Here is a 19679-nt window from a genome sequence, read left to right on the forward strand (position 1 = left end):
TCACGAACTCGGTCGTACCGATACCGAAAGCGCCGACGGCCAGAGCGAGCAGGGCCAGGGGCATGAAGGGCCTGTGCCTTTCAGGGGAGAGCGGAGTTCCGTCCAGTTTATGTTCAGCTACGGAACAAAATCTCCCGGGCCCACTGTTCCGACGGGTTACGAGGACGTGTCCAGCTTCACACGGGCAGCCACCGGAAGATGGTCGCTGTTGGTGCGCGGCAGGGTCCAGGAGCTCTCCGGCTCGACGCCCTTGACCATGATCTGGTCGATCCGCGCCATCGGGAACGAGGCCGGCCAGCTGAAGCCGAAACCGCTGCCCACCGCGCCCTGCGTGGAGCGCAGCTGCGAGGTGACGGCGTTGAGCGAGCGGTCGTTCATCGTACCGTTCAGGTCGCCGAGCAGTACGACCCGCTGCAGCGGCTCGTCGGCGATCGCCTCGCCGAGCGCGTCGGCGCTCTTGTCGCGCTGCCGGGCGGTGAACCCGGCCTCCATCTTCACCCGCACCGAGGGCATATGGGCGACATAGACCGCGATCGGGCCCTTGGGGGTCGTCACGGTCGCGCGCATCGCCCGCTTCCAGCCGAGCTTGATGTCGACGGCCTCGACGCCGGTCATCGGGTACTTGCTCCACAGGCCGACCGTGCCGACGACCGCGTGGTACTTGTACGTCGACGCGAGCGCGTTCTCGTAGACCGGGGCGGAGGAGGCGGGCAGTTCCTCCAGGGCGAGCAGGTCCGCTCCCGAGGAGGCGACGTCCCGGGCGGTCGCGCCCGGGTCGGGGTTGTCGGCGTTCACGTTGTGGGTGGCCACCATCAGGTCGCCGCCGCTGCCCGTCTTGTCGGTGAGCAGTCCGCCGAAGAGGTTCAGCCACACGATCGCCGGGAGCAGGACCGTGATCAGGGCGGTGGCCGACTTCCGGAGCACACCGAGGACCAGCAGCACCGGGACGGCCACGCCCAGCCAGGGCAGGAAGGTCTCCGTGAGACTGCCGAGGTTGCCCACCCGGTTGGGGATGTGCGAGTGGAGCAGCATCACCAGCGCGAGCAGCAGCGCGAGCACGCCGAGGACCGTGCCCCGGCGCCAGATGCGCGGATCGCCGCGCCAGCCGTCGAACAGGCGGTGCATCAGGCGCCGAAGCCGGGATCCTGGTCGCTCGGGCCCCGAGCCGCCGTTGTCCGTCTCCGTCATGTACGCCTGCTGCGCCATACCGTCTGCCTCACTGCCTGCCGTGCACACCGTCGTTCCCCTGTGTTCATCCGACCCTAGGGGATGATCGGCTCCGTTCCCGCCGTCCCATGACGGCCGTACGGAAGACGAGGACGAAGAAGGCGGGGCAGGGAGTTCCGGTTACCCCCGGGACGGACGGGGTCTGTGACGAAACGCGCACATACGTGCTACGAGGCTGTTGAGCTGACGGGTCGTAGGCCCGCCAGAACCGTGTCGACGATCTGCTCGGAGAGGCCCTCGGGCAGGTCGGCGTCGGGGCGCAGCACGGCGCGGACGAGGATCGGGCCGACGAACATGTCGTTCGCCAGTTCCACATCGACGTCCGGCCTGAGTTCGCCGTTGCGCTGCCCGCGCCGCAGCACCTCGAGAGCGAGCTTGCGCCGGGGCACTATGACTCTCTCGTGGTACGCGACCCAGATCCTGGGGCTGCTCTTCATCTGCGCGTGGGCGTTGTGCAGGAGCGCCGACGAGCGGCTGGCAAGTCCTCGCTGACGCAGGGACTCCAGCATGACGACGAGGTCGTCGCGCATGGAGGTGCCGGGGAGTTCGGGGTCCGGCGGCTCGGCCGCGCGTACGACGTCGAGGAACAGCTCCTCCTTGCCGCTCCAGCGGCGGTAGATCGTGGCCTTGCCGACGCCGGCCGTGCGCGCGACACGCTCGATGGAGAGCTCGGCGAGGGGCACGCCCTCCTCCAGGAGCTTCATCACGCCTTCGATGATGGCGTTCTCCACGGCCTCGCTGCGGGGCCGGCCCCGCGCGGGGCCGGCCGGTCGCGTCCGGCTGTCGGCAAGACTCACGTCGTCCGTCCTTTCGGTGTGCTGCGGAGATTGTCCCGCAGCGGCCTCCGTCCCCCGTGGAGCCGCGGTCGTATGTCAGTCCGACGCCGCGACCAACTCCGGTTCCTTCTCCCCCCGCTGACCGGCCGGCGGCTTGCCCGGCAGGAAGAGTGCCACCACCACGGCACCGACGAGCGCGACGCCCGTACCGCACAGGGCGGTGATGTGCATGGCGTGCAGGAAGGCGTCGTTGGCGGGGGTGACCAGGGCCCGGCCCTGCGGACCGAGCTTCTCGGCGACGCCGAGGGTGGCCTCGATGGACTCTCCCGCGGTGTCCCGCAGGCCCGAAGGCAGCAGGCCGAGCTTGCCCTCGATGCCGTTGCGGTAGGCGGCGGAGAGCACCGAGCCGAGGACGGCGATGCCGAGGGCGCCGCCGACCTGACGGAAGGTGTTGCTGAGCGCGGAGGCGGAGCCGGCCTTCTCGCGGGGCAGGGCCTGCATGATGACGACGGAGGTCGGCGTCATGATGTGCGCCATGCCGGTGCCCATGAGGAAGAAGACGACTTCCAGCAGCCAGATCGGGGTGTCGGCCTCGAAGGTGGCGAACGCGGCCAGCGTCACCGCGATCAGCAGCATGCCCGCGGTGGTCGTGGCCTTGTTGCCGAACCGGTCGACCAGCAGCCGGGCGCGCGGCGCGAAGATCATCTGCGCGGCGGCCAGCGGCAGCATCAGCAGGCCGGACTGCAGCGGCGAGTAGCCGCGTACGCTCTGGGTGTAGAAGACGCCGAAGAACGTGACGCCCATCAGCGCGAAGAAGACCAGCGCGATGGCGCTCATGGCGGCCGAGAAGACCTTGTTCTTGAAGTACGTGACGTCCAGCGACGGGTGGTCGCTGCGCTTCTCGAAGACGACGAAGCCGGCCAGGACGGCGAGACCGGCGACGATGGTCGCCACCACCTTGGCGTCGGTGAAGTCGGCCAGCTCGCCACCCTTGATGATGCCGTAGACCAGCAGGATCAGGCCGACGACGGACAGGACCACGCCGACGGGGTCGAGACGGCCGGGCTTCGGGTCGCGCGAGTCGGGCACGAGCCACACCATCAGGGCGAGCGCGATGAGCACGATCGGAACGTTGATCAGAAAGACCGAGCCCCACCAGAAGTGGTCGAGGAGCGCGCCGCCGGTGATCGGGCCGATGGCGATGGCGAGGCCGACGCCGCCGGCCCAGATGCCGATGGCCTTGGGCTGCTCCTCGCGCTCGAAGACGTTCATCAGTACGGCGAGGGTGGCGGGCATCACGAAGGCGGCACCGAGGGCCATCAGGGCGCGGTAGGCGATCAGCTGGCCCGGGGAGCCGGACTCGGCGGCCAGGGCCGAGCCGACACCGAACACGACGAGGCCGCCGAGCAGGACCTTCTTGCGGCCGAGACGGTCGCCGACGAGACCTGCGGTGAACAGCAGCCCGGCGAAGACGAGGGTGTAGGCGTTGATCGCCCACTCGATCTCGCTCTGGGTCGCGCCGAGGCCGGTGGGCGCCGGGGTGGAGATGGTCTTGATGGCAACGTTCAGGATCGAGTTGTCGAGCACGACGATGAGCAGGCTCAGCATCAGCACGCCGAGTATCGCCCAGCGGCGCCGGTGCACGGCTTCCGGTATCCGGGAGGCAGGGACGGAACTTGTCATGTGTTCGACCCTAGGTCCATTTCAATACGGCACCGTCTCGTATCTGAATTCCTTTACCGAGGCCTTACACAGCGGGCCCGCGGCCACCGCTCCGCACGGCACGGGCGCACGCCGAAGGGATCACAGGGGGTCCCCCTGGCCCTCGCCGGCACGAGGTGCCACCATGGAGGCGATCCGGGGACGCCGTCAGGGCGCCTCGAGATGACTGAAGGAGCCGTTGCCATGACGCAGCTTTCGGCTGCCCAGAACAAGCCTTCCGACGGCAGCAAGGCGCTGTACGGGGGGAAGGGCACTCGCCGCATCACCGTCCGCGACATCGCCCTCGCCAAGGAGCGGGGCGAGAAGTGGCCCATGCTCACCGCCTACGACGCGATGACCGCGTCCGTCTTCGACGAGGCCGGGATCCCGGTGATCCTGGTCGGCGACTCGGCGGGCAACTGTCACCTCGGGTACGAGACCACCGTGCCCGTCACCCTCGACGAGATGACCATGCTCTCGGCGGCCGTCGTACGCGGCACGCAGCGCTCCCTGATCGTCGGCGACCTCCCCTTCGGTTCCTACCAGGAGGGACCGGTGCAGGCGCTGCGCTCGGCGACCCGGCTGGTGAAGGAGGCCGGGGTCGGCGCGGTCAAGCTGGAGGGCGGCGAGCGGTCGCACGAGCAGATCCGGCTGCTGGTGGAGTCCGGCATCCCGGTGATGGCGCACATCGGCCTGACCCCGCAGTCCGTCAACGCGATGGGCTACCGCGTGCAGGGACGCGGCGAGGAGGCGGCGCAGCAGCTGCTGCGCGACGCCAAGGCCGTGCAGGACGCGGGCGCGTTCGCCGTCGTGCTGGAGCTGGTTCCGGCGGAACTGGCGGCCGAGGTGACGCGGGTGCTGCACATTCCCACCGTCGGCATCGGTGCCGGGCCCGAGACGGATGCGCAGGTGCTGGTGTGGACCGACATGCTGGGGCTGACGCCTGGGCGGGTGCCCAAGTTCGTCAAGAAGTACGCCGACCTGCGTGAGGTCATGGGGAACGCGGTGAAGGAGTTCGCCGAGGATGTCGTCGGCGGAACGTTCCCGCTCGAGGAGCACTCCGTCCACTGATCGCTGCCGCTTGAGCCATCGCCGCACCACGGACGGCCCGCCGATCATCCCCCGTCGGCGGGCCGTCCCCCTTTTTCTGTGCCGAACCGGCGCCCTGTGCCGAACCGGCGCCGCTCTCGTCTCTTCCGCCTGCACCGGCGCCGCTCTCGCGTCCGTCGGTGGTGTCGGCAGTCCGTCGGGCGGTGTCGGTCGGCTGTCGGTGGTTTGTCGGTGGGGGCTGGCATCGTCGTGGGCATGACGCGAATCGATGACATCTCCGCCGGCGGGCGGCCCGCCGTGAGCGTGCGGGGACTGGTCAAGCACTACGGCGAGACCAAGGCACTGGACGGGGTCGACCTGGACGTGCGGGAGGGCACCGTGATGGGGGTGCTCGGGCCGAACGGGGCCGGGAAGACCACCCTCGTGCGGATCCTGTCCACCCTGCTCGCGCCGGACGCCGGGCAGGCCACCGTGGCCGGGTACGACGTCGTACGGCAGCCACGGCAGCTGCGCCGGGTGATAGGCCTGACCGGACAGTACGCCTCGGTGGACGAGAAGCTGCCCGGCTGGGAGAACCTGTACATGATCGGGCGGCTGCTCGACCTCCCCCGCAAGGACGCCCGCGCCCGCGCCGACCAACTGCTGGAGCGGTTCTCGCTGACGGAGGCCGCGAGGCGCCCGGCGAGCACGTACTCCGGGGGCATGCGGCGGCGGCTGGACCTGGCCGCCTCGATGATCGGACGGCCGGCCGTCCTGTACCTCGACGAGCCGACCACCGGGCTCGACCCGCGCACCCGCAACGAGGTGTGGGACGAGGTGAAGACCATGGTCGGTGAGGGGGTCACCGTCCTGCTCACCACCCAGTACATGGAGGAGGCCGAGCAGCTCGCCTCCGAGCTGACCGTCGTGGACCGCGGCAAGGTCATCGCGAGCGGCGGCATCGAGGAGCTGAAGGCCAAGGTCGGCGGACGCACCCTGCGGGTGCGGCCGGTGGACCCGCTGCAGCTGCGCCCGCTCGCCGACATGCTGGACGATCTGGGCATCACCGGTCTCGCGACCACCACCGTGGACACCGAGACCGGGACCCTGCTGGTGCCGGTCCTCAGCGACGAGCAGCTGACCGCCGTGGTCGGCGCCGTCACCGCGCGCGGCATCACCATCTCCGCCATCAGCACCGAACTGCCCAGCCTGGACGAGGTGTTCCTGTCCCTGACCGGCCACCGTGCTGGTGCCCCGCAGGACACCGAGACCGCCGATTCCCGCGAAGAGGTCGCCGCATGAGCGCCCACCCGTCACCCACCGCCACCCTGAACGAGACGCTTCACGCGACCCCTTCGCACCCTGTCACGTCGGCCGACGCCCGTATCCCGCTGCGCGGCCATCTGCGGCACACCGGCGCGCTCATCCGGCGCAATCTGCTGTGGATCCGTCAGGACCCCGAGTCGATGTTCGACGCGCTGCTGATGCCGATCGTGTTCACCCTGCTGTTCGTGTATGTCTTCGGCGGCTCGATCGGGCAGGCCCTGGGCGGCGGCCAGAACGGCTACGTGCAGTACGTGATCCCGGGCATGATCGCGATGATGAGCATGACCCTGTCCCAGGGTGTCGGTACCGGGTTCAGCCAGGACTTCAACTCCGGTGTCATGGACCGCTTCCGGACCCTGCCGATCGGGCGTGGCTCGGTGCTGTTCGCGAAGATCACGGTGGAACTGACGCGGATGCTGTTCGCGACGGCCGTGCTGATGGTCGTCGCCGTCCTGGTCGGTTTCGACATCACCAACTGGCCCGGCCTGTTCGCGACCGTCGGCCTGTCCGCGCTGTTCGCCTCGTCGATCATGTGGGTGTTCCTCACCCTCGGCGTCATCCTGAAGAACGCGCAGTCGGTGCAGGCGATGGGCTTCCTGGTGCTGTTCCCGCTCCAGTTCGGCTCGTCCATCTTCGCCCCGACCAAGTCCATGCCGGGCTGGCTGCAGCACTTCACCGACTACAACCCGCTGTCCACGCTCGCCGACGCGGCGCGCGGACTGATGATCGGCGGCCCGGTCGCCCACGACCTGTGGGTGACGATCGGCTGGTCGGTGGCGATCACCGCGGTGATGGCGCCGGTCGCGATCCACAAGTTCCGTACGAAGACCTGACGTTCACCGGGGTCAGACCAGGGCGGTGGCCTCCACGAGGGAGAGGCCGCCGCCCTCGGCGTACGCGGCCGTGTACGCGGAGCCGTCGAGCGTCTCCCGGATCCGGGACTCGGTGAGCTCGTACACCCGGCGCTCCATGCCGGAGGAGAGATGCCCCTCCGGCAGCAGGGCCTCGGCGGCGGCCAGGCAGCGGGCGGCGTCCCTGGCACGGGTGCCGCCGTCGGCGCCGGCCATCGCCATCGCCGCGATGGTGAGGCAGACGGACGGGAGATGCGGGGTGACGACCCGGGACAACGGGTCCTCGGCGAGCCTCAGTGCCCTGCGGGCGCGGGCCAGGCCTTCCTCCGACCGGCGGTCCAGGCTGTCCAGCCAGGCCTCCTGGGCGAGGATCATGACGTCGAAGACGACGAAGTAGTTGATCTTGAATTCCTCCCGCAGCAGCCGCAGCTGCTCGCGCGCCTCGGCGGTGCGGGCGGTCACACCCAGCCAGCAGGCGAGGAAGAGCCGGGCGGCCGGCATCGACTCGTTGGCGATGCCTTCCTGGCGGGCGATGACGTCACGCAGCATCCGCTCGCCGCGCTCGAGTTCGCCCGCCTCCATGAGCACGCTGCCGAGCCGGGCGCGGAGCAGGGCCATCTGGGCGCGGGCACCGAGGCGCTCGGCGTGCTCTATCGCCGCCTCGTAGTCGGCGGCCGCCTCCTGGTAGGCGCCCCTGCGTTCGTGGGCCTCGCCGCGCGCGGACAGCGCCTCCGCGGCGCCCCACTCGTCGCCGAGGCGGCGGTAGATGTCCAGGCTCTCGTCGGCGTCGCGGGAGGCGTCGTTCGCCCAGGCGGAGCGGTTGGCGAGCAGGTTGGCGCGCATCTGCAGGGCGCCGGCCAGTTCCCAGTCGTAGCCGGGGGTGTCCCGGCAGGTCCGCACGGTGGCGTCGATGACCTCGCGCACCCGGTCACCGCCGCTGGTCAGCATCTCGGCGAAGAACCACATCATGCCCGGGACGCGGCAGGTCTGCGGCAGGCCGGGCTCGTAGACCCGGGCGATGACGCGCAGCCTGGCCTGTGCCTCGGGGGTCGCCCAGACCTCCGTGTCGGTGTCCAGGGTGGCGAGATGGACACCGCGCCGGGCCTCGGCGAGGAGTTCGCCGGTGAGCGGGGGCGGGCTGTCGGTGCAGCGCCGCAGGACCGGGCGGGCGGGGCGGGCCGGCTCGGCGAAGGGGTCGGGACCGAGGGCCATGACCTCCCGGCACCAGGTGCGGCACTCGCTGCGCAGGTCGCGCATCTGCCAGTACCAGACCAGGGACAGCACCAGGCTGAGCCCCTCCTGCTCGTCGCCGAGGGCGACGGCGTGCCGCAGGGCGGTGCGCAGGTTCTCGTACTCCCGCTGGAACCGGTCGATGGCGGCACGCTGGTCGGGGCCGCGCAGCAACGGGTCGGTGGTGCGGGCGAGTTCGCGGTAGTACGTGAGATGGGCGCGCTCGGCCTCGGCCCGGCGCCCGGACTCGTCCAGCCGTTCGCCCGCGTATTCGGCGACGGTCTCCAGCAGCCGGTAGCGCATCCCGCCGTCGGCCTCCGGGCCCACTGCCGGGGCGGCCACCACCAGGGACTTGTCGACCAGGGAGCCGAGCGCGTCCAGGGCGGCGGGGCCGCACACGGCCTCGGCGGCGGCCAGGTCGCAGCCGCCGGCGAAGACCGACAGACGGGAGAGGACATCGCGTTCGTCCTCGCCGAGCAGGTCCCAGGACCAGTCCACGACGGCGCGCAGCGTCTGTTGGCGGGGCAGCACGGTGCGGCTGCCGCTGGTGAGCAGCCGGAAGCGGTCGTCCAGCCGCCCGGCCAGCTGGCGGGGCGTCAGCAGGCGCAGTCGGGCGGCGGCCAGTTCGATCGCCAGGGGCAGTCCGTCGAGCCGGCGGCAGATCTCGGCACACGCCTCGGGGTCGTCCTCGATCCGGAATCCGGGCCGGGCCGCCGCGCCCCGGTCGGCGAGCAGCCGCAGGGCGACCGGCTCGGGCAGTGGTTCCACGGGGCGCACCAGCTCACCCGGCACACCGAGCGGTTCACGGCTGGTGGCCAGCACGGTCAGCTCCGGGCAACGGGCCAGCAGCTGCTCGGTCAGACGGGCGGCCGCCTCGACGACGTGCTCGCAGTTGTCGAGGACGAGCAGCATCCGGCGCCGGGCGCAGTGCTCCACGAGCCGCTCGACCGGGTCGCCGTGCCGGTCGGCGCCCGCGCGTATGGTCTCGACGCCGGCGCCGTGCAGCACGGTCTCGCGGGCGCCGATCGCGGTCAGCACGGCCTGCGGTACGGCGGCCGGGTCGTCCAGGGGCGCCAGTTCGGCCAGCCACACGCCGTCCCGTGCGGTGTGTCCTGCCGCCTCGGCGGCCTCCTGGGACAGCCGGGTCTTGCCGGCCCCGCCCGGCCCGAGCAGGGTGACCAGCCGGGCCGCCGTGAGATCGGCGCCGATGGCCGCGATGTCGCTCTCCCGGCCGACGAATGAGGTGAGCCGGACGGGCAGGTTGCCGAGGGCGGCGGACGGCTCGGGGTGCGGCTCCTGCGCGGTCTCGGTCAGCAACTCGGCGTGCAGGGCGCGCAGTTCGGTCCCAGGGTCGGAACCGAGCCGGTCGGCGAGCAGCTGTCGTACGTCGTCGTAGGCGGCCAGTGCCTGGGCCGGGCGGCCCACGTCGCGCAGGGCGCGCAGCCGCAGCGCCTGGAGCGGCTCGTCCAGGGGGTGGCCGTCGCACAGCGCGGCCAGCTCGGGCAGGGACTGCTCGGCGTGGCCGAGGGCGAGGGCGGCGGTGTGCCGGGCACGCAGCGCGTCCAGCCTGCGGGTCTCCCAGCGGGCGGCCTCGGCGGTGCGGTCGGGCAGGTCCACGAGCGCGGGGCCGCGCCACAGGGCGAGTGCGTCGTCCAGGACCACGGCGGCCTTGGCCGGGTCGCCGTCCGCCAGGGCGCGCAGTCCCTCGCCGGTCAGCCGGTCGAAGCGGGTGAGGTCGACGTCGTCGGGGGCGGCGGCGAGCCGGTAGCCGCCCTCGGCCGAGGCGACCGCGTCGGCGCCGAGCACCCTGCGCAGCCGGCCGACCAGCGCCTGCAGCGCGCCCGTGGCGTCGGCGGGCGGCTGTGCACCCCACACCTCGTCCACCAGCAGGTCGGTCGGGACGGTCCGGCCGGACCGCAGCGCGAGGATGCTCAGCAGGGCACGCAGTCGCGCTCCGCCGAGCGGGACGGGCGTGCCGTCGGGGCGGAGTGCCTGGGTGGGGCCGAGGAGGCGATAGCGCACGAGGTCCATTGTCTCCGGAGCGGTCAGGACCGGTCACGGGGCCGGTGCGGTGTGGCGTCCGGGACCTCCAGGGTGACGAGGACGCCGACGGCACGGCGGACTCGGTACGGCACCTGCCGCGGTGCCTGCTCTTCGTCCTCGAACTCCTCGAACCACTTCGGACAGCTGTCGACGGGCTCCAGGACCGGCGCTCCGGGGCCCGGTTCGAGTCTGCGCCCGGTTCCCCGGACGACCAGCGTGCCGGGCTCCGCGGCGGCGGGTTCGACGGCGAGCGGGTCACGGTGGGCCAGATACTCCTGGTGCACCAGGTCGATGGAGCGCACACGGCCGGCCGTCTCCCGGTCGGGGCCGCCGTGGTTCTCCACCCAGGCCCGGGCGCCGTAGCAGTGCCCGTCCCGCAGTTGTTCCTCGTCGAGGGCGACCAGGCGCCAGCCCACCTCGTCGCCCACCGAGAAGGGCTCGCCGCAGCACCCCATCTGCCAGTCCTCGTAGAACACCCTCATCCGTGCCATTCCCCCACCCTCCAGGAACCGGACGGCCACCGCGAGACGTTTCCCCCGCGAGTCCCCGGCCGGTACGGTCGGCCTCCCGACCGTACCCGCCCGCAGGAGCAGCCCATGACGACCGTCACCACCCGCCACGGCGAGCGCCGGATCAGCCCGGTGTTCGTCGGGATCCTGGCCGTAACGGCGGTGACCGGCTGGGCCACGTGGACGGGGTTCGCCGAGCAGCCGGGGCTCGCGGTGTTCCTGTTCGTGACGGCGGCCTGGATCGTCTCCCTGTGCCTGCACGAGTACGCGCATGCTCGCACCGCCCTGCACAGCGGGGACATCTCGGTCGGCGCGAAGGGCTATCTCACGCTGAACCCGCTGAAGTACACGCACGCGCTGCTGAGCATCGTGCTTCCGGTGGTGTTCGTGATCATGGGCGGAATCGGTCTGCCGGGCGGCGCGGTGTTCATCGAACGCAACCGCATCAAGGGCCGCTGGCGGCACAGCATGATCTCGGCGGCGGGCCCGCTGACGAACGTACTGTTCGCGGCGGTGTGCACGGCACCGTTCTGGCTGCACGCCCTGGACGGCGTGCCCCGCGACTTCCGGTACGCGCTGGCGTTCCTGGCGCTGCTGCAGGTGACGGCCGCGCTCCTGAACTTCCTGCCGGTGCCGGGCCTGGACGGCTACGGGGTGATCGAGCCGTGGCTGTCGTACAACGTGAAGCGGCAGGTGGAGCCGTTCGCGCCGTTCGGGCTGCTGTTCGTTTTCGCGCTGCTGTGGGTGCCGTCGGTGAACAGTGTCTTCTTCGACGCGATCGACGCGATCATGCGCGGCCTGGGCGTCGACGACTTCTCCCGCGCCTGCGGCCAGGAGATCTACCGCTTCTGGCGCGACACCCCGGAGGTGTGCACGTTCAGCCCGTGACCGACGTGCCCTGTGCCGCGGCGGCCCGGCCGCGCTTGACGTAGTACCAGGTCATGTTGGACGACAGGCCCGCCAGCAGCACCCAGACGATCCCCAGCCAGCTGCCCTGGACGAACGAGACGATCGCCGCGGCGACGGCGAGGACGCAGACGACGAGGGTGTAGAGGGCGAGTCGCCGGGTCGGGGCGGGCGGGGGCAGGAGGGGCATGGGTCGGCTCCTTGCGGGGGACACTGCTACGACGACAGTGTCCCCCATGCGCTCATACGTCGGTGACGCGGAGCCCGGCGTGCGCCTTGTACCGGCGGTTGACGGAGATCAGGTTCGCGACCAGCGACTCGACCTGGTGGGCGTTGCGCAGGCGGCCCGCGAAGACGCCGCGCATGCCGGGGATGCGCCCGGCGAGCGCCTGGACCGTCTCCACGTCGGCGCGCGCCTCGCCCAGCACCATCACATCGGTGTCGATCTCCTCGATCTCCGGGTCCTGGAGCAGCACGGCCGACAGGTGGTGGAAGGCGGCGGCGACCCGGGAGTCGGGCAGCAGGGCGGCTGCCTGCTGGGCGGCGCTGCCCTCCTCGGGCCTGAGGGCGTAGGCGCCCTGCTTGTCGAAGCCGAGCGGGTTCACGCAGTCGACGACGAGCTTGCCGGCCAGCTCCTCGCGCAGGGACTCCAGTGTCTTGCCGTGGCCGTCCCACGGCACGGCGACGATCACGATGTCGCTGCGGCGCGCGGTCTCGGCGTTGTCGGCGCCCTCGACGCCGTACCCCAGCTCCTCGGCGGCGGCCTGCGCGCGCTCGGTGGCTCGCGAGCCGATGATCACCTTCTGGCCGGACCGGGCGAGCCGGTAGGCGAGGCCCTTGCCCTGCGGGCCGGTGCCGCCGAGCACGCCGACGACGAGTCCGGAGACGTCGGGCAGGTCCCAGGGGTCCTTGGCGGGGGCCTTCGCGGGAGTCTGTGCGCTGTCGGTAGAGGTCATGGGGCGACTCTACGTCCGTGGGCGAGGTGGCACCGGGTCAGGTGAGCCGCGTCACGGGTACCCGGCGGAAAGTGATCGTCTCGTAGGCGCTGAAGTCCCCGGTCTCGTACAGGAGTCCGACGGTGCCCCGGTCGATGCGGACCAGGTCGGAGTAGGCGGCGGGCAGTCCGTCGACGGACAGGGCCGTGCGCCAGGTGGTGCCGCCGTCGCCGGAGGCGCGGACGGTCATCAGGGCGCGGGCGGCGGGGTCGGCCGGGGCGGAGAAGAGGAGCAGGTCGGGGTCGCGCAGCTGCAGGACGCTGGCCTCGCAGACCGGGGCGGTGAGTCCGGCCTGCGGGCGGAAGGGCTTGACCAGCGTCTTCCCGCCGTCCCGGGAGTGGGCGTCGGCGCGGTTGCCGGGTGCGGGCGAGTCGTTTCGGGTGTTGAAGTAGACGCGTCCGTCGGGGAGTTCGGCGGCGGTGGTCTCGTTGACGTTGATGTAGCCGTTGGTGTTCTCGTCCAGGTAGCCGAGATACCAGGTCTCGCCGCGGTCGTCGCTGAGCAGGCAGTGGCCACTGTTGTACTTGGCCTCGGCGCCGGTGTCGGTGCCGGTGGGCGCGAGGGTGTGGTTGCCGGGGACGAGGACGCGCCCGGAGCCGAGCTGGAGGGCATGGCCCGGGGTGGTGGCGTACCAGCGCCAGCCGGGCTTCTTCACCTGCCCGGTGATCTCCCTCGGCTTCGACCAGGTCGCGCCGTCGTCGTCGCTGTGCTGCACCCACACCCGGCGGCCGTCGGCGGCCTTGACCTGGCCGCGCAGGATGGCCGCCTCGGTGGCACCGGCCGCGGCGCGGACGTGCACGAGCAGGATCCGGCCGGTGTCGAGGACGACGGGGGCGGGGTTGCCGGCGAGGTTCTTCCCGTTGCTCGCGGCGACCTGGAGCGGGCCCCAGGTGCGGCCGCCGTCGGTGGACCGCTTCAGCACGATGTCGATGTGCCCGTGGTCGGCGGCGGAGTCGGCCCGTCCCTCGCAGAAGGCGAGGAGGGTGCCCTTGTTGCTCGCGACCACCGCCGGGATGCGGTAACTGGCGTATCCCTCGCGGCCCGCGCGGAAGGGGACGGACACGTCGGTCATGGAGCGGCTCCTCACGGCCGTGGAAACGGATGGGCTGTCGACATCCCCAGGTTGGGCGAATTCGGGGTGAACTCCACGTCACGAGTGACCGGTTGAGGCAGGATGCGGTCGCATGGACGCCGTACGGGTCGCGCTGCTGCGTGAAGTGCTCGCCGGGACCGAGTGGCTGGGGGCCACCCGGCGGTTCGCCGGGGTGCTGCGGGGCTCCGTGGTGGCACACGGGGGCGGGCTGCTGCTGGTGGGCACGCGTGAGTACGAGCCCTGGCACCTGGCCGCCCATCTGGTGGACGAGGCGGCCTGGTCGGGCACTCCCGAGCTGGCTCCCACGCTCGTACGACACCATGCGCGCCCCTCCGACCCGGCGCACCTGGCCGTGGGGCCGGGCCGGATCGAGGAGGCGCGGCGCGGCGAGACGCTGCTCGTGGTCGCCCCCGAGGAGCCGGCGGAGCTGCTGGAGCGGGTGCATGCGGCGCGCCGGGCCGGGGTGACGGTGCTGGCGCTGGGCGCGGGCGGGGGTGAGCTGTCCGCCATGGCCCATGACACGCTGGCCGTCCCCGAGGGGGCGGAGCTGGACCTGGACAGCGTGCAGCACCTGGTGAGCGCGGCGGCGGGCGAGAACGCGGGCTCTCCGAGGGCCCGGCGGGGTTTCCGGGACCGTCTGTCCCGGCTGGCGGAGATTCTGACGGCGCCGCCGGCTGCCCCTTGGTGACCCGCTCGGCCCAGCCGGCCGGTGGCGGAGCCGGGGAAAAGCAGTTGCCCCGTACTCCGGCCCGGCAGAGCATGCCCGAGTGGCCTCAGCTCTCCTCCCCGACCTCGCCCCCTGGAAGGCTTCCGCCGACTTCCGCAGACTGTGGGCATCCGGTCTGATCAGCAACTTCGGCAGCTTCCTGACCTTCGTCGCGCTGCCGGTCCAGCTGAAGGACCTGACCGGTTCGGCGGCGGCCGTGGGCGCCGTCGGCGCCGTGCAGCTGATCCCCCTGATCGTCTTCGGGCTGTACGGCGGTGCCCTCGCCGACGCCCTCGACAAGCGCCGCCTGATCGTGTGGACGGAGGCAGGTCAGGGTCTGCTCAGCGCGGCCCTGCTGCTCAACGCGCTGCTGCCCCGCCCTGCCGTATGGCCGGTGTATCTGGTCGCCGCCCTCTCCTCCGCCCTGGTGTCGGTCCAGCGACCCGCGCTGGACTCCCTGCTGCCCCGGATCGTCGCCCACGACGACCTGCCCGCCGCGTCCTCCCTGAACTCCCTGCGCTGGACCGTCGGCGGAGTGGCCGGCCCGGCGGTCGCGGGCGTGGTCGTCGCCTGTGCGGGCCTCGGCTGGGCGTACGCCGCCGACCTGCTGACCTTCGCCGTGTCCCTGCTGTTCATCGCGCGCATCGCCCCCTGCCCCGCCGCCCACGAGGCGGCCAGGCCGGATCTGCGGGCCATCGCCGAGGGCGCCCGCTACGCCTGGAGCCGCAAGGAACTCCTCGGCACCTACGCCGTCGACCTCGCGGCGATGTTCCTGGCCATGCCGCTGGCCGTCCTGCCCTTCCTCGCCGACGACCTGCACGCCGAGTGGGCGCTCGGCCTGATGTACGCGACGTTCCCGCTGGGCGCGCTCGTGGTCGGCGTGACCAGCGGCTGGACCTCGCGGGTCCACCGGCACGGACGGATGGTGGTGCTGTCGGCCGCGCTGTGGGGCCTGGCGGTCGCGGCCGCCGGGATCGCCGGCCATGTGTGGCTGGTGCTGCTGCTCCTGACCGTCGCCGGCGGCTGCGACATGGTCAGCGGGGTCTTCCGCGCCGCGATGTGGAACCAGACGATTCCCGACGAGCTGCGCGGCCGCCTCGCCGGCATCGAACTGCTGTCGTACTCGGTGGGCCCGCAGCTGGGCCAGGTCCGCTCGGGCGGGGTCGCCGCGTGGACGGGCGTACGGACGTCCGTGTGGTCGGGCGGACTGCTGTGCGTGGGCGCGATGGGCCTGCTGGCCCTGTGCCTGCCGGGGCTGATGACCTACGACGCCCGGACCGACGAGCACGCGGTACGGCTGCGCGAGCGGCGTGCCGCCACCGCGCCCACGCAGGTGTGATCAGTCCCCGTCGGCGGCCTTGTCACCGCCCGCGGGGGCGTCGTGCCAGCGCGGGTCGGTCTCCCACTGGAGATTGCGCTCACGCGCGGTCTCCATCGCGTGCTGGGCCTCCTCCCGGGAGGTGTACGGCCCGAAGCGGTCCTTGCCCGGGCACTCCGGGCCTTCCTCGACCTTCTTGTGTTCCAGGCAGTAGTACCACTCGCCCGGCTTGCCGACGGTGCGCTTCTTGAACAGGGCCATGAACAGCTCCTCTCGCCACCGACATGTTCCCCCATGCCCGCTGGTTAGACTCGCTGACATGTCTGGCCAGTCGCTGCTCGTACCAGGGGAGCTCTCTCCCACCCGTTCGGTACCAGGAAACATCCGCCGCCCCGAGTACGTCGGCAAGCCCGCGCCGACGCCGTACACCGGACCGGAGGTGCAGACCCCGGAGACCATCGAGGCAATGCGCGTCGCCGGTCGCATCGCCGCGCAGGCGATGGCTGAGGCGGCGCAGATCATCGCGCCCGGCGTGACCACCGATCAGCTGGACAAGGTCGCCCACGAGTACATGTGCGACCACGGCGCCTACCCGTCCACGCTCGGCTACCGCGGTTTCCCCAAGTCCCTGTGCACCTCGGTCAACGAGGTCATCTGTCACGGCATCCCGGACTCGACGGTCCTCACGGACGGCGACATCGTCAACCTGGACGTGACCGCGTACATCGGCGGGGTGCACGGCGACAACAACGCCACCTACCTCGTCGGTGACGTCGACGAGGAGTCGCGGCTGCTGGTGGAGCGGACCCGGGAGTCCCTCGACCGGGCGATCAAGACGGTCAAGCCGGGCCGGCAGATCAACGTCATCGGCCGGGTCATCGAGTCGTACGCGAAGCGCTTCGGCTACGGGGTCGTCCGGGACTTCACCGGCCACGGCATCAGTTCGTCGTTCCACTCGGGCCTGATCATCCCGCACTACGACAGCCCGCACGCGACGACCGTCATGCAGCCCGGCATGACCTTCACCATCGAGCCGATGCTGACGCTGGGCACGCACGAGTACGACATGTGGGAGGACGGCTGGACGGTCCTGACCAAGGACCGTCGGCGGACGGCCCAGTTCGAGCACACCCTGGTGGTGACGGAGACCGGCGCGGAGATCCTGACTCTCCCCTGACCGCCGATCGCCGGTCACTGATCGCCGATCGCCGCCGAGCCCGCTCCCTGACGGGAGCGGGCTTTCTCTTGTACGCTCTTACCGACAGCCTGTCGGCAAAGTTCCCGACAGGACGTCGACAAGGGCATTGACTTAGGTAAGCCTTACCTTAGAGGATCTCCTCATGGACTCCTTCTCGACCCTCATCCGCACCGCGTCCCACGAGCAGCATGTGGAGGCGGAGACCTCGACGTTCATGAGCGACCTGCTCGGCGGCCGGCTGGGCGTGGCCGCGTACGCGCGGTACACGGAGCAGCTGTGGTTCGTCTACGAGGCGTTGGAGAGCGCGGCCCAGCGGCTGGCGGCGGATTCCGTCACGGGGCCGTTCATCCGTCCCGAGCTGTTCCGGCTGGCCGCGCTGGAGCGGGACCTGGCGCATCTGCGGGGCCCCGATTGGCGGGCCGGACTGAGCGCACTCCCGTCGACGCTCGCGTACGCGGAGCGGATCCGGGAGTGCACCGAGCGCTGGCCGGGCGGGTACGTCGCCCACCACTACACCCGCTATCTCGGCGACCTCTCCGGCGGGCAGATCATCCGCGACAAGGCCGAGAAGACCTGGGGCTTCGCCAAGAAGGGGGACGGAGTCCGCTTCTACGTCTTCGAGGGAATCCCCAACCCGGCGGCGTTCAAGCGGGACTACCGGGAACTGCTGGACGGGGTCGCGGCCGACGACCTGGAGAAGCAGCGGATCGTAACGGAGTGCAAGAAGGCGTTCGCCTTGAACACCGGGGTCTTCCATGCCCTGGGCGAGGAGTTCCCGCTGTCCGCCTGACCCTCGCCGAGCCGGGCGCTGATCATCCGGCCCGGTCGGCCGGCTCCGGGTGGCCGTCGTGCCCGGTGACGGTGACGGCGAGGACGCGTCCGCCCCCGTCGGCGTCGCCGAAGGGGACGGGCGGTGCGGTCAGCGCTCCAGGACGACCCGGCCGCCGATCTCCACCCAGCCGTGGGGCTGCGGCGCGGTCAGGATCTGGGAGCCCCTGCCCTGGGTGATGTTCAGTGCGCGGCCCAGCCGGTCGGTGAGCAGCAGCGCCGCCGCGCCCGTCGCCTCGTCCTCCTCGATGCCGTCGTCGCGGCCGGGGAAGGCGCGGGCACGGATCCGGCCGGCCGCCTCGTCCTCCCAGGCCCACGCGTAGATCCACCGCCGGACTTCGTCCGGGGGGACCCCCGGCTCGTCCTGCTCGCCCGGCCGCGGCACGTCGAGGGCGTCGACCTCGGCGGCGGAGGCGTACTGGCGCAGGGTGCGCGGTGGGGCCCACTCCGCGCGGGCCTCGATCCAGCTGAACTCTCCGTCCAGGCGGGCCCCGACCACGCCGGCGGGCGTGACCAGTTCGGGCACGTCCAGCAGCCAGGCCGTGCCGACGCAGGGGTGACCGGCGAAGGGCAGGCGCAGGGTGGGGGTGTAGATGTCGATGACCCCGCGCTCGGGGTCGTCCACGAACACGGTCTCGCTGAATCCGAGCTTCGCGGCGAACGCCTGCCGGTCGCTCCGCTCGGGCATCACCGAGCCATCGCGGACGACGCCGAGTTCGTTGCCGTAGCCGCCGTTCGGTCCGCAGAAGACGCGGAGTACGTCGAAGTCAGTCACTTGGGAATTGAAACATCGCGGCGTCGGCGAGCGCGTCCCAGACGGGGGCGCCGCCGGGCAGGGGCCAGGAGCGGGTGGCAGCCGCCTCGTAGGGCAGCGAGGACATGACGTCGCCGTACGCCCGTACCAGCGTGTCCCGCTGCCGCTCGACGCCGGGGACGGCGGGGCGGGCGGTCAGCCGCTCCATCCTCCGTTCGTGTCCTTCGGTCACCTCGTCGGCGCTGCGGCGCCAGTCCTCCTCGTCCGGCACCCGGGTCAGCACCACGCACGGCGGGGTCCGGCCCTCCGCGACAGACGCGACCGCCCGGTCGTGGCCGTCGAGGACGACCCAGCCGTCGAGGAGTGGGACCCACCACAGGAGAACCGGCGCGAGGGTGCCCTCGCGGGCGTGCCTGCGGTACGCCTTCACGCGCGGGTCGTCCTCGGACGACAGCCGCCGCAGCGGTACGACTCCCTCCCAGCCGCCCGCGCACCAGTCCAGGTGACCGCCGGGCCAGTCCCGCAGGAAGTCACCCCACCAGACGTACGTCGGAAACCGGTGGCGCGCTCCGAGGAGCCATCGGCCGTCGTACAGCGGTCCGTCCTGCGGTGTCTCCTCCAGCAGACGCGCGTACCGGTGAACCCAGTTTCCCGGACGGCGCTGCCGCGCCGAGCGGGGCGGCGGCAGCGGTGAGCGGTAGCCCGCCAGGCGGTGCACGAAGAGCCCCTCCCGCGAGCAGCCCTGTTCCTCGCGGCCCAGCAGCACCGGCCGCCCCCCCTGCCGCAGCAGCAACCGCCCGCCGGGCGCGCGCTCGAAACGCAACGGCGGCGGGCCGGGCCGGCCCCGTACGTCCAGTACCAGGCCGCCCGGCCCCAGCGGTTCCCTGTGCGCCCTGTCCATGCGGGCCAGTCTCGGGGACAGCGGCGAGGGTGCGACAGCGGATTACGCCTCCGGGCGCCGACGGCGCACCGCCAGGACCGCTGCGGCACCCGCCGCCGCGGCCACCGCGGTCACCGGTGTGCCGGTGCCGGTCGCGGCCAGGCTGCCGGTGACACCGCCCGTCGTGGAACCGGTGACGCCACCGCTCCCTGTGCCGCCGGTGGATGCTTCCGAGCCGTCGCCTGCCGGGAGTTCGGCGTCGTCGGTCAGGGCCACCGACACGTCGAGCGGGTCGAGTCGGGCGCCCGC

The 19679-nt window shown here is 71.8% G+C and carries 20 protein-coding genes; 8 read left to right on the forward strand and 12 right to left on the reverse strand.

The genetic code is table 11. From position 1 onward, the window contains the following. Window positions 1-156: 156 nt before the first annotated feature. The 3 genes from ACIRU3_RS22715 to ACIRU3_RS22725 form a co-directional block, all read right to left on the reverse strand. A complete protein-coding gene (locus ACIRU3_RS22715; RefSeq protein ID WP_404059471.1) occupies window positions 157-1125 on the reverse strand; it encodes an endonuclease/exonuclease/phosphatase family protein in 969 nt (322 codons plus the stop codon). Window positions 1126-1394: 269 nt separating this feature from the next. Continuing rightward, window positions 1395-2024 carry a TetR/AcrR family transcriptional regulator gene (locus ACIRU3_RS22720; RefSeq protein WP_404058954.1) on the reverse strand — a complete coding sequence of 210 codons (630 nt, stop codon included), beginning with the start codon at window positions 2022-2024 and terminating at the stop codon, window positions 1395-1397. 75 nt (window positions 2025-2099) lie between these two features. Continuing rightward, on the reverse strand, window positions 2100-3686 hold the full coding sequence (locus tag ACIRU3_RS22725; protein WP_404058957.1) for an MFS transporter: 1587 nt from the start codon (window positions 3684-3686) through the stop codon (window positions 2100-2102). 222 nt (window positions 3687-3908) lie between these two features. Here ACIRU3_RS22725 and panB point away from each other — a divergent pair, with 222 nt between their 5' ends. The 3 genes from panB to ACIRU3_RS22740 all read left to right on the forward strand — a co-directional run bounded on the left by panB (window position 3909) and on the right by ACIRU3_RS22740 (window position 6892). Further along, the gene (panB, locus tag ACIRU3_RS22730) at window positions 3909-4775 is read left to right on the forward strand and encodes a 3-methyl-2-oxobutanoate hydroxymethyltransferase (RefSeq protein ID WP_404058960.1); all 867 of its coding nucleotides are present in this window, start codon (window positions 3909-3911) and stop codon (window positions 4773-4775) included. 234 nt (window positions 4776-5009) lie between these two features. Beyond that, complete coding sequence (locus ACIRU3_RS22735; RefSeq protein ID WP_404058963.1) at window positions 5010-6035, forward strand: ATP-binding cassette domain-containing protein; 1026 nt, start codon at window positions 5010-5012, stop codon at window positions 6033-6035. Then, entirely contained in the window at window positions 6032-6892 is an 861-nt protein-coding gene (locus ACIRU3_RS22740) for an ABC transporter permease (protein WP_404058965.1), read from the forward strand. The genes ACIRU3_RS22735 and ACIRU3_RS22740 overlap by 4 nt, the downstream gene beginning before the upstream one ends. A 12-nt stretch (window positions 6893-6904) precedes the next feature. On the opposite strand, the gene ACIRU3_RS22745 is transcribed toward ACIRU3_RS22740, so the two are convergent. Beyond that, window positions 6905-10171, reverse strand: a complete 3267-nt coding sequence (locus tag ACIRU3_RS22745) for a BTAD domain-containing putative transcriptional regulator (RefSeq protein ID WP_404058968.1) — start codon at window positions 10169-10171, stop codon at window positions 6905-6907. A gap of 14 nt (window positions 10172-10185) precedes the next feature. Then, window positions 10186-10674 (reverse strand): DUF6578 domain-containing protein, encoded by a 489-nt coding sequence (locus tag ACIRU3_RS22750; protein ID WP_404058971.1) that lies wholly within the window; start codon window positions 10672-10674, stop codon window positions 10186-10188. 105 nt (window positions 10675-10779) lie between these two features. On the opposite strand from ACIRU3_RS22750, the gene ACIRU3_RS22755 reads away from it, so the two are divergent. Continuing rightward, window positions 10780-11580, forward strand: a complete 801-nt coding sequence (locus ACIRU3_RS22755; RefSeq protein ID WP_404058973.1) for a site-2 protease family protein — start codon at window positions 10780-10782, stop codon at window positions 11578-11580. On the opposite strand, the gene ACIRU3_RS22760 is transcribed toward ACIRU3_RS22755, so the two are convergent. The 3 genes from ACIRU3_RS22760 to ACIRU3_RS22770 are packed head-to-tail and all read right to left on the reverse strand — an operon-like array spanning window position 11570 to window position 13665. Then, window positions 11570-11788 (reverse strand): hypothetical protein, encoded by a 219-nt coding sequence (locus ACIRU3_RS22760; RefSeq protein ID WP_404058975.1) that lies wholly within the window; start codon window positions 11786-11788, stop codon window positions 11570-11572. The genes ACIRU3_RS22755 and ACIRU3_RS22760 overlap by 11 nt on opposite strands. A gap of 52 nt (window positions 11789-11840) precedes the next feature. Next, on the reverse strand, window positions 11841-12554 hold the full coding sequence (gene npdG, locus ACIRU3_RS22765; RefSeq protein ID WP_404058977.1) for an NADPH-dependent F420 reductase: 714 nt from the start codon (window positions 12552-12554) through the stop codon (window positions 11841-11843). Window positions 12555-12591: 37 nt separating this feature from the next. Further along, window positions 12592-13665, reverse strand: a complete 1074-nt coding sequence (locus ACIRU3_RS22770) for an exo-alpha-sialidase (RefSeq protein ID WP_404058980.1) — start codon at window positions 13663-13665, stop codon at window positions 12592-12594. Between the two features lie 112 nt (window positions 13666-13777). Between ACIRU3_RS22770 and ACIRU3_RS22775 the strand changes: the two genes are divergently transcribed. Both ACIRU3_RS22775 and ACIRU3_RS22780 read left to right on the forward strand, forming a co-directional pair. Beyond that, on the forward strand, window positions 13778-14374 hold the full coding sequence (locus ACIRU3_RS22775) for a hypothetical protein (RefSeq protein WP_404058983.1): 597 nt from the start codon (window positions 13778-13780) through the stop codon (window positions 14372-14374). A 79-nt stretch (window positions 14375-14453) separates the two neighbouring features. Continuing rightward, window positions 14454-15731 carry an MFS transporter gene (locus tag ACIRU3_RS22780; RefSeq protein WP_404058985.1) on the forward strand — a complete coding sequence of 426 codons (1278 nt, stop codon included), beginning with the start codon at window positions 14454-14456 and terminating at the stop codon, window positions 15729-15731. Here ACIRU3_RS22780 and ACIRU3_RS22785 read toward each other — a convergent pair whose 3' ends face one another. Next, window positions 15732-15971 (reverse strand): hypothetical protein, encoded by a 240-nt coding sequence (locus ACIRU3_RS22785; RefSeq protein ID WP_404058987.1) that lies wholly within the window; start codon window positions 15969-15971, stop codon window positions 15732-15734. It abuts the gene before it with no gap. A gap of 58 nt (window positions 15972-16029) precedes the next feature. Between ACIRU3_RS22785 and map the strand changes: the two genes are divergently transcribed. Next, window positions 16030-16887 (forward strand): type I methionyl aminopeptidase, encoded by an 858-nt coding sequence (map, locus tag ACIRU3_RS22790; RefSeq protein WP_404058989.1) that lies wholly within the window; start codon window positions 16030-16032, stop codon window positions 16885-16887. A gap of 163 nt (window positions 16888-17050) precedes the next feature. Further along, window positions 17051-17698 carry a heme oxygenase (biliverdin-producing) gene (locus ACIRU3_RS22795; RefSeq protein ID WP_404058991.1) on the forward strand — a complete coding sequence of 216 codons (648 nt, stop codon included), beginning with the start codon at window positions 17051-17053 and terminating at the stop codon, window positions 17696-17698. 129 nt (window positions 17699-17827) lie between these two features. Here the strand turns inward: ACIRU3_RS22795 and ACIRU3_RS22800 are convergent, their stop codons facing one another. Genes ACIRU3_RS22800 through ACIRU3_RS22810 form a run of 3 tightly spaced genes read right to left on the reverse strand, consistent with a single transcriptional unit; the run spans window position 17828 to window position 19652 of the window. Further along, complete coding sequence (locus tag ACIRU3_RS22800; protein WP_404058994.1) at window positions 17828-18511, reverse strand: PhzF family phenazine biosynthesis protein; 684 nt, start codon at window positions 18509-18511, stop codon at window positions 17828-17830. Further along, on the reverse strand, window positions 18504-19391 hold the full coding sequence (locus ACIRU3_RS22805) for a hypothetical protein (protein ID WP_404058995.1): 888 nt from the start codon (window positions 19389-19391) through the stop codon (window positions 18504-18506). Before ACIRU3_RS22805 ends, ACIRU3_RS22800 begins: the two co-directional genes overlap by 8 nt. 42 nt (window positions 19392-19433) lie before the next feature. Continuing rightward, a complete protein-coding gene (locus ACIRU3_RS22810) occupies window positions 19434-19652 on the reverse strand; it encodes a hypothetical protein (protein WP_404058998.1) in 219 nt (72 codons plus the stop codon). Window positions 19653-19679: the final 27 nt, after the last annotated feature.

Source organism: Streptomyces sp. NPDC101151, assembly GCF_044768335.1.
Classification (GTDB): domain Bacteria; phylum Actinomycetota; class Actinomycetes; order Streptomycetales; family Streptomycetaceae; genus Streptomyces.

Bases quoted from the DNA above. Each gene is read 5' to 3' on its own strand.
- ACIRU3_RS22750 (WP_404058971.1), bottom strand. From the start codon at position 10,674: ATGGCACGGATGAGGGTGTTCTACGAGGACTGGCAGATGGGGTGCTGC.
- ACIRU3_RS22725 (WP_404058957.1), bottom strand. From the start codon at position 3,686: ATGACAAGTTCCGTCCCTGCCTCCCGGATACCGGAAGCCGTGCACCGG.
- ACIRU3_RS22735 (WP_404058963.1), top strand. From the start codon at position 5,010: ATGACGCGAATCGATGACATCTCCGCCGGCGGGCGGCCCGCCGTGAGC.
- ACIRU3_RS22775 (WP_404058983.1), top strand. From the start codon at position 13,778: ATGGACGCCGTACGGGTCGCGCTGCTGCGTGAAGTGCTCGCCGGGACC.
- ACIRU3_RS22770 (WP_404058980.1), bottom strand. From the start codon at position 13,665: ATGACCGACGTGTCCGTCCCCTTCCGCGCGGGCCGCGAGGGATACGCC.
- map (WP_404058989.1), top strand. From the start codon at position 16,030: ATGTCTGGCCAGTCGCTGCTCGTACCAGGGGAGCTCTCTCCCACCCGT.
- ACIRU3_RS22755 (WP_404058973.1), top strand. From the start codon at position 10,780: ATGACGACCGTCACCACCCGCCACGGCGAGCGCCGGATCAGCCCGGTG.
- ACIRU3_RS22785 (WP_404058987.1), bottom strand. From the start codon at position 15,971: ATGGCCCTGTTCAAGAAGCGCACCGTCGGCAAGCCGGGCGAGTGGTAC.
- npdG (WP_404058977.1), bottom strand. From the start codon at position 12,554: ATGACCTCTACCGACAGCGCACAGACTCCCGCGAAGGCCCCCGCCAAG.
- ACIRU3_RS22760 (WP_404058975.1), bottom strand. From the start codon at position 11,788: ATGCCCCTCCTGCCCCCGCCCGCCCCGACCCGGCGACTCGCCCTCTAC.
- ACIRU3_RS22715 (WP_404059471.1), bottom strand. From the start codon at position 1,125: ATGCACCGCCTGTTCGACGGCTGGCGCGGCGATCCGCGCATCTGGCGC.
- panB (WP_404058960.1), top strand. From the start codon at position 3,909: ATGACGCAGCTTTCGGCTGCCCAGAACAAGCCTTCCGACGGCAGCAAG.
- ACIRU3_RS22795 (WP_404058991.1), top strand. From the start codon at position 17,051: ATGGACTCCTTCTCGACCCTCATCCGCACCGCGTCCCACGAGCAGCAT.
- ACIRU3_RS22740 (WP_404058965.1), top strand. From the start codon at position 6,032: ATGAGCGCCCACCCGTCACCCACCGCCACCCTGAACGAGACGCTTCAC.
- ACIRU3_RS22745 (WP_404058968.1), bottom strand. From the start codon at position 10,171: ATGGACCTCGTGCGCTATCGCCTCCTCGGCCCCACCCAGGCACTCCGC.
- ACIRU3_RS22805 (WP_404058995.1), bottom strand. From the start codon at position 19,391: ATGGACAGGGCGCACAGGGAACCGCTGGGGCCGGGCGGCCTGGTACTG.